Annotated in this window: 10 protein-coding genes; 8 read left to right on the forward strand and 2 right to left on the reverse strand. The window is 70.9% G+C overall.

Annotated elements, in window-relative coordinates; all coding sequences use genetic code 11:
• A complete protein-coding gene (locus ACFWP3_RS04545; RefSeq protein ID WP_384216084.1) occupies nucleotides 1-486 on the forward strand; it encodes a DUF485 domain-containing protein in 486 nt (161 codons plus the stop codon).
• Complete coding sequence (locus tag ACFWP3_RS04550; RefSeq protein WP_384216086.1) at nucleotides 483-2,075, forward strand: cation acetate symporter; 1,593 nt, start codon at nucleotides 483-485, stop codon at nucleotides 2,073-2,075. Before ACFWP3_RS04545 ends, ACFWP3_RS04550 begins: the two co-directional genes overlap by 4 nt.
• A gap of 6 nt (nucleotides 2,076-2,081) precedes the next feature.
• Here the strand turns inward: ACFWP3_RS04550 and ACFWP3_RS04555 are convergent, their stop codons facing one another.
• Together ACFWP3_RS04555 and ACFWP3_RS04560 are read right to left on the reverse strand one after the other, a co-directional pair.
• Nucleotides 2,082-2,789 (reverse strand): response regulator, encoded by a 708-nt coding sequence (locus ACFWP3_RS04555; protein WP_384216088.1) that lies wholly within the window; start codon nucleotides 2,787-2,789, stop codon nucleotides 2,082-2,084.
• Entirely contained in the window at nucleotides 2,786-4,402 is a 1,617-nt protein-coding gene (locus tag ACFWP3_RS04560) for an ATP-binding protein (protein ID WP_384216090.1), read from the reverse strand. The genes ACFWP3_RS04555 and ACFWP3_RS04560 overlap by 4 nt, the downstream gene beginning before the upstream one ends.
• A 215-nt stretch (nucleotides 4,403-4,617) precedes the next feature.
• Between ACFWP3_RS04560 and ACFWP3_RS04565 the strand changes: the two genes are divergently transcribed.
• The 6 genes from ACFWP3_RS04565 (at nucleotide 4,618) to ACFWP3_RS04590 (ending at nucleotide 15,237) form a co-directional block, all read left to right on the forward strand.
• A complete protein-coding gene (locus tag ACFWP3_RS04565) occupies nucleotides 4,618-8,904 on the forward strand; it encodes a discoidin domain-containing protein (RefSeq protein WP_384216092.1) in 4,287 nt (1,428 codons plus the stop codon).
• 145 nt (nucleotides 8,905-9,049) lie between these two features.
• Nucleotides 9,050-10,060 carry a LacI family DNA-binding transcriptional regulator gene (locus tag ACFWP3_RS04570; protein ID WP_384216094.1) on the forward strand — a complete coding sequence of 337 codons (1,011 nt, stop codon included), beginning with the start codon at nucleotides 9,050-9,052 and terminating at the stop codon, nucleotides 10,058-10,060.
• A 222-nt stretch (nucleotides 10,061-10,282) separates the two neighbouring features.
• The gene (locus tag ACFWP3_RS04575; RefSeq protein ID WP_384216096.1) at nucleotides 10,283-11,680 is read left to right on the forward strand and encodes an ABC transporter substrate-binding protein; all 1,398 of its coding nucleotides are present in this window, start codon (nucleotides 10,283-10,285) and stop codon (nucleotides 11,678-11,680) included.
• 74 nt (nucleotides 11,681-11,754) lie between these two features.
• Nucleotides 11,755-12,687 carry a carbohydrate ABC transporter permease gene (locus ACFWP3_RS04580; RefSeq protein ID WP_384216098.1) on the forward strand — a complete coding sequence of 311 codons (933 nt, stop codon included), beginning with the start codon at nucleotides 11,755-11,757 and terminating at the stop codon, nucleotides 12,685-12,687.
• 15 nt (nucleotides 12,688-12,702) lie between these two features.
• A complete protein-coding gene (locus ACFWP3_RS04585; protein ID WP_384216100.1) occupies nucleotides 12,703-13,578 on the forward strand; it encodes a carbohydrate ABC transporter permease in 876 nt (291 codons plus the stop codon).
• Between the two features lie 51 nt (nucleotides 13,579-13,629).
• Nucleotides 13,630-15,237: a glycoside hydrolase family 13 protein gene (locus tag ACFWP3_RS04590; protein ID WP_384216103.1), complete on the forward strand. Its 1,608-nt coding sequence runs from the start codon at nucleotides 13,630-13,632 to the stop codon at nucleotides 15,235-15,237.
• Nucleotides 15,238-15,262: the final 25 nt, after the last annotated feature.

Here is a 15,262-nt window from a genome sequence, read left to right on the forward strand (position 1 = left end):
GTGGACAAGCACGCAGGTCGTGATGCCGGAACGATCCGGCTGGACGACCCCTGGTACGACGCGCTGGCCGTCGGCTGGGGCGAGGGAGGGGACGCCTCCCCGCCCCACCCGGCCCCCGGCGGGCAGCCCGCGCACGGCGCATCCGACATCTACCTCGAAGTGCAGCGCAGCGCCGCCTTCCAGGAGGTCCGCAGCCGCTACCGCGGGTTCGTCGTCCCCGCGACCGCCGGATTCTTCCTCTGGTACGTCGCCTACGTGGTCGCAGCGACGGCGGCGCCCGGCCTGATGGCCCGGCCCGTGGCGGGCGCGGTGAACGTGGCCATGGTGGCGGGGCTCGGCCAGTTCCTCAGCACCTTCCTGCTGACCTGGGCCTACGCCCGGCACGCGCGGCTGCGCCGGGACCGGGCCGCGCTCGACCTGCGCTGGACCGTCTTCGAGCAGGAGCGCGGCCAGGAGCGGAACCGGGCGAAGGGGGCCGGCCGGTGAACACCGAGCACCAGACCCTCGCGCTGATCCTGTTCAGCCTGTTCATCGCGGTGACCCTGGGCATCACCACCTGGGTCAGCCGCAACCGGCACGGGTCGGCGGAGGAGTTCTACGCGGGCGGGCGGCTGTTCTCCCCGATGGAGAACGGTTTCGCCATCGCGGGCGACTACATGTCCGCCGCCTCCTTCCTCGGCATCTCGGGGCTGATCGCCCTCTTCGGCTACGACGGGCTGCTGTACTCGGTGGGGTTCCTCGTGGCCTGGCTGGTGGTGCTGTTCCTCGTCGCCGAACTCGTCCGCAACTGCGGCCGGTTCACCCTCGCCGACGTGGTCGCCGCCCGGATGAGCGAGCGGCCGGTGCGCATCGCGGCGGGCACCTCGTCGGTGGTCGTCTCCGTGCTCTACCTGGTCGCGCAGATGGTGGGTGCGGGCAGTCTGGTCGGCCTGCTGCTCGGGAGTTCGACCGCCACCGCGCGGACGCTCACGGTGATCGGCGTGGGCGCCCTGATGGTGGTCTACGTGTCCTTCGGCGGGATGCGGGCCACGACGTGGATCCAGATTGTGAAGGCCGTCCTGCTGATGGGCGGGGCGATCACCCTCACCGTGCTCGTGCTCCTGCGCTTCCACGGGAACTTCGGCCAGCTGCTGACCACCGCCGCCGACCGCAGCGGGCACGGGCTGAGCTTCTTGAGCCCCGGCCTCAGGTACGGCGGTGACTGGACCTCCCGCTTCGACTTCATGAGCCTGGGCCTCGCGCTCGTACTGGGCACGGCCGGGCTGCCGCACATCCTGTCGCGCTTCTACACCGTGCCCACGGCGCGGGCCGCCCGCCGGTCGGTGGTCTGGGCGATCGCGCTGATCGGCGGCTTCTACCTGATGACCATCGTGCTCGGCTTCGGTGCGGCCGCGCTGGTGGGACCGGACCAGGTGCGGGCCTCCAACGCCTCCGGGAACACGGCCGTTCCGCTGCTCGCGGCCTTCCTCGGCGGCGGCGCGGGCACCACCGGGGGCGCGGTGCTGTTCGCCTTCGTGGCCGCCATCGCCTTCGCCACCATCCTCGCCGTGGTCGCCGGGATCACCCTCGCCTCCTCGGCCTCCGTCGCGCACGACCTGTACGCCTCCCTCAAGCGGCGGCACGCCAGGCAGCGCAGCGAGGTCGCGGTGGCCCGGGTCGCGGCCGTCGGCATCGGGGCGGTGGCGATCGCGCTGGGGCTGCTCGCGCAGGACCTCAACGTGGCCTTCCTGGTGGGGCTGGCCTTCGCGGTGGCCGCCTCGGCCAATCTGCCGGTGTTGCTGTACTCGCTCTTCTGGCGCGACTTCACCACGCGGGGGGCCGTCTGGGCGGTGTACGGGGGCCTGGTCCCGGCGGTCCTGCTGGTCGCCTTGTCGCCCGTGGTCTCGGGAAGTCCCGAATCGCTCTTCCCGGGCGTGGACTTCCAGCTCTTCCCGTTGCAGAACCCGGGCATCGTCTCGATCCCGCTGGGCTTCCTGGCGGGCTGGCTGGGCACCCTCACCTCAGGCGAGGAGGCGGACGAGCGCAAGCACGCGGAGACCGAGGTCCGTTCGCTGACCGGGGCCGGGGCGGTCTGAGCAGGTTCAGGAGGCGTCGGAGGGGCGCCAGGTGTAGCGGTGTTCGGGGCGGCCGGTCTCGCCGTAGCGCAGGGCGAGCGTGACGCGGCCGGTGCGGTCCAGCAGCTTGAGGTAGCGCTGGGCGGTCTGCCGGCTGATGCCCGCTCGGTCGGCGATCTGCTGGGTGGAGAGCGGGCCTTCGGCCGTCAGCAGGACCTGGCGGACCACTTCGGCGGTGGTGGGGGAGTGGCCCTTGGGGAGGTCGTTCGGGGACCCGGCGCCGGCCAGGGCGCCGAAGATCCGGTCCACCTCGGCCTGTTCGGCCTCGCCGCCGGTCTCCAGGGTGCGGCGCAGCGTCCCGTACGCCTCCAGCTTCGTGCGCAGTCCTGCGAAGGTGAAGGGCTTGACCAGGTACTGGAGGGCGCCGAGGCGCATGGCGGCCTGGACGGTGGCGAGGTCGCGGGCGGCCGTCACCATGATCACGTCGGTGCGCAGGCCGCGTTGGCGCAGGCGGCGCACCAGGTCCAGGCCGTTCTCGTCGGGGAGGTAGTGGTCGAGGAGGACCAGGTCGACGGGGTGGGCGGTGAGGAACTCCATGGCCTCGGCGGCCGAATGGGCCTGGGACACGACCCGGAAACCGGGAACCTTGGCCACGTACGCCGCGTTGATCCGGGCAACACGCATGTCGTCGTCGACGACCAGTACGCCCAGTACTCGGCTCGGGGTCTCGTTCACCGCAGGGCCTCCGGGAGTACGACGGAGAACTCCGCCCCTCCGTCCGCTGCCTCGCCGGCCCGGGCGCTGCCGCCCTGACGCTCCGCGAGACGGCGTACGAGGGCGAGGCCCAGCCCGCGTTCGCGGTGGGCCTTGGGCTGCTTGGTCGACCAGCCCTCCGTGAAGATCTCCTCGCGGCGGTCGGTGGGGACGCCAGGGCCGCTGTCGCGCACCCGCAGCACGGCTGTGCGGCCTTCGGCGCTGAGCTCCACCTCGACCAGGGGCGCCGCCGAGCCGGCGGCGGCGTCCAGGGCGTTGTCGACGAGGTTGCCGAGGATCGTGACGAGGCCTCCCGGGTCGACCACGCGGTCGGGCAGGAAGGTGGTCCCGGCCAGCCGCAGCGGGACGCCGCGCTCCGCCGCGACGGTCGCCTTGCCCACGAGCAAGGACGCGAGCAGGGGGTCGCGGACCTTCTCGGTGACCTGTTCGGCGGTGGTGCGGTGCACCCCGACGACCTCGGTGACGAACTCCGCGGCCTCCTCGTGCAGGCCCAGCTCCAGCAGGCCGAGGAGGGTGTGCAGGCGGTTCGCGTGCTCGTGGTCCTGGGCGCGCAGGGCGTCGATCAGGCCCCGGGTGGAGTCGAGCTCGCGGCCCAGGTGCTCGAGCTCGGTGCGGTCGCGCAGGGTGGCGACGGCGCCGCCGTCCTCGGTGGGCATCCGGTTGGCGACCAGGACGCGCGGTCCCTGGACGGTGACCAGGTCGAGGCCGGTCACGCGGCCCGACAGGACGTCGGCGGTGCGGCCCGCGCCCAGTACCTCCTCCAGCGGGCGCCCGGCGAGGGAGGCGGCGGAATCCGGCGTCAGGCCGAGCAGGCGGGCGGCCTCGTCGTTGACGAGCCGGATCCGGTCCTCCCGGTCGAGGGCGATCACGCCCTCGCGGATGGAGTGCAGCATCGCCTCGCGCTCGGCGAGCAGGCCGGCGATATCGGAGAAGGCGAGGTCGCGGGTCTGCCGCTGGATCCTGCGGGACAGCAGATAGGCGGCGAGCGCGCCCGCGGCGAGGGCCCCGCCCGCGTAGGCCAGCAGGCCGGGGATGGCGCCGAGCAGCCGGTCCCGGACGCTGTCGTAGGCGATGCCGACCGAGACGGCGCCGACGATCTCGCCGTCGGCGGCCAGGAGCGGCACCTTGCCGCGGGCCGAGCGGCCCAGGGTGCCCTCGTCGATCTCCATGACCTCGCGGCCCGCCAGGGCGTCGCTGGGGTCGGTGGAGACGGGCAGCCCGATCCGGTCGGGGCTGGGGTGGGAGCGGCGGATGCCGTCCAGGTCGAGGACGACCACGTACTCGGCTCCGGTGGCCCGGCGGATCCGCTCGGCCGAGGACTGCACGGGGCTCTCCTCGGACGCCCCGGAGTCCAGCAGGTCGGCGGCCAGTGAGGGGTCGGCCGCAGTGCTCTGGGCGATGGCCAGGGCTCGGCGCATGGCCTGGTCGTCGAGCTGTGCGCTCAGCGGCGCCAGGAACAGCCCGGTGGCCAGCACGACGACCCCGCCGGCGATGGCCAGCTGGGTCAGCAGGATCTGGGAGACGGCCCGTCTGGGCAGCCCGAGGCGCCGAGCGCTCATGAGGAGGAACCGCATGAGTAGCAACGGTAGGTCGGCTCGGGCATAAGCGGAATTTCCATGGTGCACGCAAATCGCTTGCGTGATTTGCGCCCAGCTTGCGCAAGTGATGACGGCATGAAAGTGCGGTCAGGGCAGTAGACGACTGAGCAATGCTCTGCAACTCTCGCACCGCACAGTGCAAATTCCTATCTCACCTGGTTCAGAAAACTCATGCCGAGGGACGAGGACATATGAGAAGGCTCAACGGGAGATGGCGGGCAGTCGCCGCCCTCATCACCACAGCCCTGCTGATGACGGGCTGGCCGGCCCTGAACGCCGCAGCCGCCGGCGGTCCGAGCATCGCCGCGGGCCGCCCCGCGGCCGCGAGCAGCACCAACGGCGCCTACGGGGCCGCGCACGTCACCGACGGCAACCAGACGACGTACTGGGAGAGCGCCGGCGGCACCTTCCCGCAATGGGTGCAGACCGACCTCGGTGCCACCACCCGCGTCGACCAGGTCGTGCTCAAGCTGCCCGCCGCCTGGGAGAGCCGCAACCAGACCCTGTCCGTCCAGGGCAGCGCCGACGGCACCGCCTTCAGCACCCTGGCCGGCTCGGCCACCCACACCTTCGGCCCCGGCAGCGGGAACGCGGTGACCATCACCTTCCCCGCCACCCAGACCCGGTACGTGCGGATCGACATCACCGCGAACACCGGCTGGCAGGCCGCGCAGCTCTCCGAGCTGGAGGTCCGCGCCCCCGGTGAGTCCTCGGCCAACCTGGCGCTCGGCAAGACCCTGACCGCGAGCACCAGCACGCAGGTCTACCTCCCGGCCAACGCCAACGACGGGAACACCGCCAGCTACTGGGAGAGCGCCAACAACGCCATGCCCCAGTGGATCCAGGCCGACCTCGGAGCCTCCGTGCGCGTGGACCGCGTGGTCCTGCGGCTGCCCGAGGGCTGGGGCGCCCGCACCCAGACCCTGAAGCTCCAGGGCAGCGCCAACGGCTCGGACTTCACCGACCTCACCGCCTCCAGGGGGTACGAGTTCAACGCGGCCGGCGGCAACGCCGTGACCATCACCTTCGACCCCGCCACCACCCGCTACGTCCGCGTGCTGATCTCGCTGAACTCCGTACAGCCCGGCGGCCAGCTCTCCGAGCTGGAGATCTACGGACCGCAGACGGGCGACACCCAGGCACCGACGGCACCGACCGCGCTCGCCTACACCGAGCCCGCCACCGGCCAGATCAAGCTCACCTGGCAGGCGGCCACCGACAACGTCGGCGTCACCGGCTACGAGGTCTACGCCAACAACCAGCTGCGCACCAGCGTGGCCGGCAACGTCACCACCTACACCGACACCCAGCCGACGAGCGCCACCGTCAGCTACTACGTGCGCGCCAAGGACGCGGCCGGCAACCAGTCCCCGAACAGCAACGGCGTCACCCGCGCCGGCGACACCGGCGACACACAGGCTCCCACCGCCCCGGGCTCCCTGGCCCTCACCGAACCCGCCGCCGGCCAGGTCAAGCTCACCTGGCAGGCAGCGACCGACAACTTCGGCGTCACCGGCTACGAGGTGTACGCCAACAACCAGCTGCGCACCACCGTCGCGGGCAACGCCACCACCTACACGGACACGCAGCCGGCGAGCGCCACCGTCAGCTACTTCGTGCGCGCCAAGGACGCCGCGGGAAACCGCTCGGGCGACAGCAACACGGTGACCCGCAACGGCACCGGAGGGGGCGGTTCCAACCTGGCCGTGGGCAAGCCGATCACCGGCTCCTCGGTCATCCACACCTTCGTCGCGGAGAACGCCAACGACAACAGCACCAGCACCTACTGGGAGGGCGCGGCGGGCGCCTACCCGAGCACCCTCACGGTGAAGCTCGGAGCCAACGCCGACCTCGGCCGTCTCGTCCTCAAGCTCAACCCGGACAGCGGCTGGGGCGCCCGTACCCAGAACATCCAGGTCCTCGGGCGCGAGCAGAGCGCTTCCGCGGTCACCTCCCTGGTCGCCGCCAAGGACTACGCCTTCGACCCGGCGTCCGGCAACACCGTCACCATCCCGCTGACCACCCGCGTCGCGGACGTGCAGCTGCGCTTCACGGCCAACACCGGGGCCTCCAACGGCCAGATCGCCGAGTTCCAGGTCATCGGAGTCCCGGCGCCCAACCCCGACCTGGAGATCAGCGCACTGAGCGCGGCCCCGGCGAGCCCGGTCGAATCGGACCCGGTCACCCTCTCGGCCACCGTCAGGAACAGCGGCCCGGCCGCGGCCCCGGCCACCTCGGTCACCTTCCAGCTGGGCGGCGCGAAGGCCGGTACGGCCAACGTGCCCGCGCTCGCCGCGGGGGCTTCGGCCACCGTCACCGCCGGGATCGGCCCGCGCGACGCGGGGACGTACCCGCTGAGCGCGGTGGTGGACGAGGCGAACACCGTCGTCGAGCAGAACGACAGCAACAACACCTTCACCGGCCCGCCGCTGGTGGTCCGCCCGGTCGACAGCTCCGACCTGGTCGCCTCCGCCGTGAGCTGGTCGCCCGGCGCCCCCTCCGCGGGGCAGCCGGTGAACTTCACCGTCACCGTGAAGAACCAGGGCACGGTCGCGGCCGCCGCCGGCGCGCACGGGATCACGCTCGTCCTGCAGGACGCGGCCGGCGCCACCGTCCGTACCCTGACGGGTTCCTTCAGCGGCGCCCTCGCGGCCGGTGCCTCCTCGGCGCCGGTGGCGCTCGGCAGCTGGCCGGCCGCCAACGGCAAGTACACCGTCAAGGTGGTCCTGGCCGACGACGCCAACGAACTGCCGGTCAAGCGCGGCAACAACACCTCCACCAAGCCGTTCTTCGTGGGCCGCGGGGCGAACATGCCCTTCGACATGTACGAGGCGGAGGACGGGACCGTCGGCGGCGGTGCCGCCGTGGTCGGGCCCAACCGCACCATCGGTGACATCGCGGGCGAGGCCTCGGGCCGCAAGGCCGTCAGCCTCGACGCCACCGGCGAGTACGTCGAGTTCACCACCCGGGCCGCGACCAACACCCTGGTCACCCGCTTCTCCATCCCGGACGCCCCGGGCGGCGGAGGCATCGACTCCACCATCAACGTCTACGTCAACGGCACCCTCAAGAAGACCCTGCCGCTGACCTCCAAGTACGCCTGGCTGTACGGCGCCGAGGCCTCCCCGGGCAACTCGCCCGGCTCCGGCGCCCCGCGGCACATCTACGACGAGGCCAACATCCTGCTGGGCGAGACCGTCCCGCAGGGCAGCAGGATCCGTCTGCAGAAGGACGCCGCCAACACCTCCACCTACGCCATCGACTTCGTCAGCCTGGAACAGGCCGCGGAGATCCCCAACCCGGACCCGGCGACCTACACCGTGCCCGCCGGCTTCACCCACCAGGACGTGCAGAACGCCCTGGACAAGGTCCGGATGGACACCACCGGCAAGCTCGTCGGCGTCTACCTGCCGCCGGGCGACTACCAGACCGCGAGCAAGTTCCAGGTGTACGGCAAGGCCGTGCAGGTGGCGGGCGCCGGGCCGTGGTTCACCCGCTTCCACGCCCCGTCCTCCCAGGACAACACCGACATCGGCTGGCGGGCGGAGGGCACCGCGAAGGGCTCGTCCTTCTCCGGCTTCGCCTACTTCGGCAACTACACCTCGCGCATCGACGGCCCGGGCAAGGTCTTCGACTTCGCCAACGTCTCCGACATCACGATCGACAACATCTGGAACGAGCACATGGTGTGCCTGTACTGGGGCGCCAATACCGACCGGATCACCATCAAGAACTCCCGGATCCGCGACATGTTCGCCGACGGGATCAACATGACCAACGGCTCCACGGACAACCTCGTGACCAACAACGAGGCGCGGGCCACCGGAGACGACAGCTTCGCGCTGTTCTCCGCGATCGACGCGGGCGGCGCGGACATGAAGAACAACGTCTACGAGAACCTGACCTCCATCCTGACCTGGCGCGCGGCCGGTGTGGCCGTCTACGGCGGCTACAACAACACCTTCCGCAACATCCACATCGCCGACACCCTCGTCTACTCGGGCATCACCATCAGCTCGCTGGACTTCGGGTATCCGATGAACGGCTTCGGGACGGATCCGACGACCTTCGAGAACATGTCGATCGTCCGATCCGGCGGCCACTTCTGGGGGGCGCAGACCTTCCCGGGCATCTGGCTGTTCTCGGCCTCGAAGGTGTTCCAGGGAATCCGGATCAACAACGTCGACATCGTCGACCCGACGTACAGCGGAATCATGTTCCAGACGCAGTACATCGGCGGTCAGCCGGTCAATCCCATCAAGGACACCATCCTGCGGGACATCACCATCACCGGGGCGAGGAAGAGCGGCGACGCCTTCGACGCGAAGTCCGGCTTCGGCCTCTGGGCGAACGAGATGCCCGAGGCGGGGCAGGGCCCGGCGGTCGGTGAGGTCACCATCCACAACCTGAAGATGAGCGACAACGCCGTGGACGTACGGAACACGACCTCGACGTTCAGGATCAACCAGCTGCCGTAGCGGCTGTCCGGCGGCTGGGCGGGGCACCCCGGCGGTGTCCCGCCCAGCCGTCTGCGCCGGCCCCTTTCGGACCGGGCTTCCGTGCGCCAAACTGGCCCTAATCGAACTGCAAGGAACTTGCATTCCTTGCGCTAGTCTTGCGTTCATGACGCGACGACTTGCTCAAGTGGCGAAGAAGGTGGGAGTCAGCGAGGCCACGGTCAGCCGGGTGCTCAACGGCAAGCCGGGCGTCTCGGAGGCGACCCGCCAGTCCGTGCTGACCGCGCTGGACGTCCTCGGGTACGAGCGCCCCACCCAGTTGCGCGGCGAGCGCGCCCGGCTGGTCGGGCTGGTGCTGCCCGAGCTCCAGAACCCCATCTTCCCGGCCTTCGCCGAGGTCATCGGCGGTGCGCTGGCCCAGCAGGGGCTGACCCCGGTGCTGTGCACCCAGACTACCGGTGGGGTCTCCGAGGCCGACTACGTGGAGCTGCTGCTCCAGCAGCAGGTGTCCGGGGTGGTCTTCGCCGGCGGTCTCTTCGCGCAGGCCGACGCCCCCCACGAGCACTACCGGCTGCTGTCCGAGCGCAAGGTTCCGGTGGTGCTCATCAACGCCTCCATCGAGGACCTCGGCTTCCCGTGCGTGGCCTGCGACGACGCCGTCGCGGTCGAACAGGCCTGGCGCCACCTGGCCTCGCTGGGGCACGAGCGGATCGGGCTGGTGCTGGGCCCGCCCGACCACATGCCCTCGCTGCGCAAGCTGGTGGCCGCCCAGGCGGTGGCCGCCGCGGCCGGCACCGAGCTGCCCGGAGCCCATGTGGAGCGGGCCCTGTTCTCCCTGGAGGGAGGGCATGCGGCCGCCTCCCGGCTGCTGGACCGCGGGGTCACCGGCATCATCTGCGCGAGCGACCCGCTGGCCCTCGGCGCGGTGCGGGCGGCCCGCCGCCGGGGACTGGAGGTGCCCCGCCAGGTCTCGGTGGTGGGCTATGACGACTCGGCCTTCATGAACTGCACCGAGCCCCCGCTGACCACCGTGCGCCAGCCGATCGAGGCCATGGGCCGGGCCGCCGTCGAGCTGCTCACGGCGCAGATCCAGGGGGCCGCCGTACAGCCCGGTGAGCTGCTCTTCGAGCCGGAGCTGGTGGTCCGCGGCTCCACCGCACAGGCCCCGCGCGGGTAGCCGCGGCCGCCGACGGGCCGCCCGCGCGCGGCGCGGACAGGGCTCCGGAACGTCACAGAGACGCTCCGGGGCCCCTTTTTGCGTTCGCCAACCGCTGTCCCGCTCCCACTCTGTCGATGTATTACGAAATCTACGCGAGATCTTGCGTTCATCTGTGGGTGGTGGTTGAGTGTGCCGCGCTCGCCCCCACGCCTCCTGCCCGATGCTCGAAGGGGACCACCGATGAGAACCAACGTCCGCCGCACCGTCGCGGCAGCCCTCGCCTCCGCGCTCGCCGTGACCGCCCTCGCGGCCTGCGGCACGAGCAGCAGCGGCGACGACAAGCCCCAGTCCGGCGGCGGTTCCACCGACGCCTCCGCCCCGCTCGACCCGAAGACCAAGGTCACCCTCTCCATCGACTGCATGCCGCCCGCGGCGAAGGCGGCCGAGCTCAAGGAGTGGAAGGAGGACGTGGCGGAGTTCAACAAGGCGTACCCGAACGTCACCATCGAGGGCCGCTCCACCCCCGGCCAGTGCCTGGAACCCCCGCGTTTCACCGCGATGCTGAAGGCCAAGTCCCAGCCGGACGTCTTCTACGCCTACTTCACCGACCTCCAGCAGGTGCTGGACAACGACGGGGCCGAGGACATCTCGGCGTACGTCACCCCCGCCTCGGTGCCCGCGCTCGGCGACATCGACAAGAACGTCCTCGACGTCCTGAAGCGGGACGGCAAGCTCTACGGCGTACCGACCAGCAACTACACGATGGGCCTGCTGGTCAACCGCAAGCTCTTCCAGCAGGCCGGGCTCGACCCCGACACCCCGCCGCGCAGCTGGGAGGAGGTCCGGGCCGCCGCCAAGAAGATCGCTGCCCTCGGCAACGGCGTGGCCGGCTTCGGCGAGTACAGCGTGGAGAACACCGGCGGCTGGCACTTCACGGCCACCATGTACGGCATGGGCGGCGACGTCGTCGGCGCCGACGGCAAGGCCGCCTTCAACAACCCCACCGGAAAGCAGATCGTCGACAACCTCCACGCCATGCGCTGGGAGGACGACAGCATGGGCAAGACCCAGCTGCTCAAGTGGGGCGACCTGCAGAAGCAGATGGCCTCGGACAAGCTCGGCATGTTCCTCGCCGCGCCCGACGACATCACCTACATGGTCCAGCAGCTCGGTGCCAAGTACGACAACTTCGGCATGGGCCCCATCCCCGGCGGCGCGGCCACGCTGGCCGGCGGCAACGGCTACATGATCAAGAAGGGCAGCTCGCCCGACAAGGTCAAGGCCGCCGTCGCCTGGCTGAACTTCAAGACCCTCTCGGTGGGCAAGGGCCAGTTCCGGTACGACCGCAGCAAGGCCGACGGCCTGCCGGTCGGCCTTCCGCAGCCCGCGTTCTTCACCGGCGCCAGCAAGACCGAGGACGACCGGCTCAAGGCCGCCAGCGCCACCATGCCCGTCGCCAACTTCAAGGCCTTCCTGGACAACCCGGTGCCCGGGAAGCCGGAGCCGCTGAAGGCTCAGGAGGTCTACAAGGTCCTCGACAAGGTGATGTCGGGGGTCCTCACCAACAAGGACGCGGATCGCGCACAGCTCCTCGGCGAGGCCGAGAAGGCGGTCAACCAGGTGCTGGGCAACCAGTAGCGGCGGCCGGGGGTCCCCGCCGGGGCCCCCGCCTCCCGCGTACCGAAGACGACGACCCCAAGGAGCGAGCGGCGATGCCGGCCCCCAACCTGCCCCGAGCCCTGCCCGGAGCCCTGCCCCGGACCTCCCGCGCGGAGTTCCGCCGGGCGCTCAAGCGGAACCTCACGGCCCACGGCTTCCTGATCGGCGCCGTCCTCTGCTTCTCCTTCTTCTCCTGGTACCCGATGGTCCGGGAGTTCCTGCTGGCCTTCCAGAAGACCGAGAACGGCACCACCCGCTGGGTCGGCTGGGACAACTTCGCCTATGTCTTCGGGGACCCGAACTTCTGGCAGGCCTGGCGCAACACCCTGCTCTTCACCGGACTGGCCCTGCTCCTCGGCTTCGTCGTCCCGTTCGTGGTCGCCCTGGTGCTGAACGAGTTCCGCCACGGCCAGGGCTACCTGCGCCTGCTCGTCTACCTGCCGGTGATGATGCCGCCGGTGGCCTCGGTCCTGCTCTTCAAGTACTTCTACGACCCCGGGTACGGCCTGTTCAACAGGGCGCTGGAGTTCCTGCACCTCCCCGCGCAGGACTGGCTGCAGTCCACCGACACCGCGATGCTCTCCGTCGTCCTCGCCTCCACGTGGATGAACATGGGCGGTGCGACCCTGATCTACCTGGCCGCCCTCCAGGGCATCCCCGGCGAGCTGTACGAGGCCGCCGAACTCGACGGGGCGGGGCTCCTGCGCAAGATCTGGCACGTGACGATCCCGCAGACCAAGCTGATCCTCTCGCTCATGCTGCTGATGCAGATCATCGCCACCATGCAGGTGTTCGTCGAACCGTTCCTGCTGACCGGAGGGGCCGGCCCCGAGGGCTCGACCACCACCGTCGTCGTCCTCATCTACCAGTACGCCTTCAGCTTCAACCAGTACGGCGGCGCCGCGGCCCTGGGCCTGTGCCTGCTCGTCCTGCTCGCGGGCTTCTCCGCGCTGTACGTCCGCCTCAGCCGTGACAACGAGAGCTGACAAGGAGCCCGTCCCATGGCAGAGCGCACGCTGATATCGCCGATGCAACGCGGCCGCACCCGGGGCAGGGTCCTGTACTGGACCGCACTCGCCCTGGTCGTGGGCGGCTTCACCCTCGTCTTCCTCGGGCCCCTCTACTGGATGGTCGCGGGCGGCCTCAAGAGCACCGAGGAGTTCGCCCAGGTCCCGCCGACCCTCGTGCCCGACTCCCTGCACACCGCCAACTACACGGCCGCCTGGAAGGTCATGGACCTGGCCAGGCTGCTGTTCAACACCCTCTACTACTCCTTCGGGGCGCTGGCCTTCCAGCTCGTGCTCGACGTGGCCGCCGCCTACTCGCTGTCCAGGCTGCGCCCGGTGCTCGGCAAGGCCGTGCTCGGGATGATGCTGGCGACCCTGATGATCCCGGCGACCGTGCTGGTCGTCCCGCAGTACCTCACGGTGCTCGACATGCCGCTCATCCAGCGGAACCTGCTCAACACGCCCTGGGTGATCTGGCTGCCGTCCGTCACCAACGCCTTCAACATCTTCCTGCTGAAGCGGTTCTTCGACTCGATCCCGCAGGAGATCCTCGATGCCTCCGCCATCGACGGGGCGAGCGCGGTCCGCACGCTGCGCTCGATCGTCCTGCCGATGTCCCGGCCCGTCCTGGGCGTCGTGTCGATCTTCGCGATCGTCGGCGTCTGGAAGGACTTCCTCTGGCCGATGCTCACCCTCCCCGACCCGGCGCTCCAGACGCTCAACGTCGGCATCTACTCGCTGGCCTCAGGGGTCCCGGAGAACCATCTCATCGCCGCACTCGCGATGGCCTCGGCGCCCACGCTCGTCATCTTCCTGATCTTCCAGCGCAACATCATGAGCGGCCTGACGGCGGGTTCCCTCAAGGGCTGACCCCCGCGACCCGCACCGCCACGCCCGGCCGCCCCCGTGAAAGGACCCCTCGTGGCTGACTTTCCCCTGCCCGAAGACGCCGCCGGCTGGTGGCGCACGGCCGCCATCTACCAGGTGTACGTACGCAGCTTCGCCGACGGCGACGGGGACGGCACCGGTGACCTCGCGGGCGTCCGGGCCCGGCTGCCCTACCTGGCCGAACTCGGCGTGGACGCCCTGTGGTTCACCCCCTGGTACCTCTCACCCCTCGCCGACGGCGGCTACGACGTCGCCGACTACCGCACCATCGACCCCGCCTTCGGCACCCTCGCCGAAGCCGAGAAGCTGATCTGCGAGGCCCGCGAGCTGGGCATCCGGACCATCGTCGACATCGTCCCGAACCACGTGTCGGACCGGCACGCCTGGTTCCGGGCGGCCCTCGCGGCCGGCCCCGGCAGCCCCGAGCGGGAGCTCTTCCACTTCCGCCCGGGCCGCGGCGAGCACGGCGAACTGCCGCCCGGGGACTGGCCGTCGCAGTTCAACGGCGCCGCCACCTGGACCCGGGTGCCGGACGGGGAGTGGTACCTGCACCTGTTCACCCCGCAGCAGCCGGACCTCAACTGGGACCACCCCGCCGTCCGCCGCGAGCACGAGGAGATCCTGCGCTTCTGGTTCGAGCGGGGGGTGTCGGGCGTACGCATCGACTCGGCGGCCCTGCTCGTGAAGGATCCGGCCCTGCCCGACCTGGCAGGGCGCTCGCCCGAGCCCTGGCCCGGCGAGATCCACCCGTACATCGACCGCGACGAGCTGCACGACGTCTACCGCTCCTGGCGCGCCATCGCCGACGAGTACGGGGCCATCTTCGTGGGCGAGGTCTGGCTGCCCGACTCCGAGCGGTTCGCCCGCTACCTGCGCCCCGACGAACTGCACACCGCCTTCAACTTCTCCTTCCTCAGCTGCCCGTGGGACGCGGGACGGCTGCGCACGTCCATCGAGGAGACGCTCGCCGAGCACGCACCCGTCGGGGCCCCGGCCACCTGGGTGCTCTGCAACCACGACGTGACGCGTACGGTCACCCGCTACGGGCGCGCCGAGACCGGCTTCGACTTCGCCGCGAAGGCCTTCGGGACCCCGACCGACCTGGCGCTCGGCACCCGGCGGGCCCGCGCCGCCGCCCTGCTCACGCTGGCCCTGCCCGGCGCCGTGTACGTCTACCAGGGCGAGGAACTGGGGCTGCCGGAAGTTGATATACCGCTCAGCCGGATCCAGGACCCGATGCACTTCCGCTCCGGCGGCACCGACCCCGGCCGCGACGGCTGCCGGGTCCCGCTGCCCTGGACCGCGCAACCCTGGAACGAGCCCTGGCTGCCACAGCCAGTGAACTGGCCGGAGTACGCCGCCGACCGGCAGGACGGCGACCCGCACTCCATGCTGAGCCTCTACCGGACGGCGCTCGGACTGCGCCGCGCGGCCGCCGGCTTCGGCGGCGGCTCGCTGGAGTGGCTGCACGGGCCGCCCGGGGTGCTGGCGTTCAGCCGCCCCGACGGGCTGGTCTGCGTGGTCAACCTCTCCGAGGGGCCGGTCCCGCTGCCGGCCCGCACCCGGCTCCTGCTGGGCAGCTCCGCCCTGGACGGCTCGGGGCTGCTCCCGCAGGACGCGGCGGTCTGGCTGCGGGCCTGACACCGCGGCCGGACCGCCGGCATCA

Origin of the sequence: Streptomyces sp. NPDC058525 (genome assembly GCF_042719495.1) — a bacterium.
Classification (GTDB): domain Bacteria; phylum Actinomycetota; class Actinomycetes; order Streptomycetales; family Streptomycetaceae; genus Streptomyces.

What these genes read in the sequence shown, in the direction of transcription:
- ACFWP3_RS04560 (WP_384216090.1), bottom strand. Translation starts at nt 4,402, where the DNA reads ATGCGGTTCCTCCTCATGAGCGCTCGGCGCCTCGGGCTGCCCAGACGG.
- ACFWP3_RS04565 (WP_384216092.1), top strand. Translation starts at nt 4,618, where the DNA reads ATGAGAAGGCTCAACGGGAGATGGCGGGCAGTCGCCGCCCTCATCACC.
- ACFWP3_RS04570 (WP_384216094.1), top strand. Translation starts at nt 9,050, where the DNA reads ATGACGCGACGACTTGCTCAAGTGGCGAAGAAGGTGGGAGTCAGCGAG.
- ACFWP3_RS04575 (WP_384216096.1), top strand. Translation starts at nt 10,283, where the DNA reads ATGAGAACCAACGTCCGCCGCACCGTCGCGGCAGCCCTCGCCTCCGCG.
- ACFWP3_RS04580 (WP_384216098.1), top strand. Translation starts at nt 11,755, where the DNA reads ATGCCGGCCCCCAACCTGCCCCGAGCCCTGCCCGGAGCCCTGCCCCGG.
- ACFWP3_RS04585 (WP_384216100.1), top strand. Translation starts at nt 12,703, where the DNA reads ATGGCAGAGCGCACGCTGATATCGCCGATGCAACGCGGCCGCACCCGG.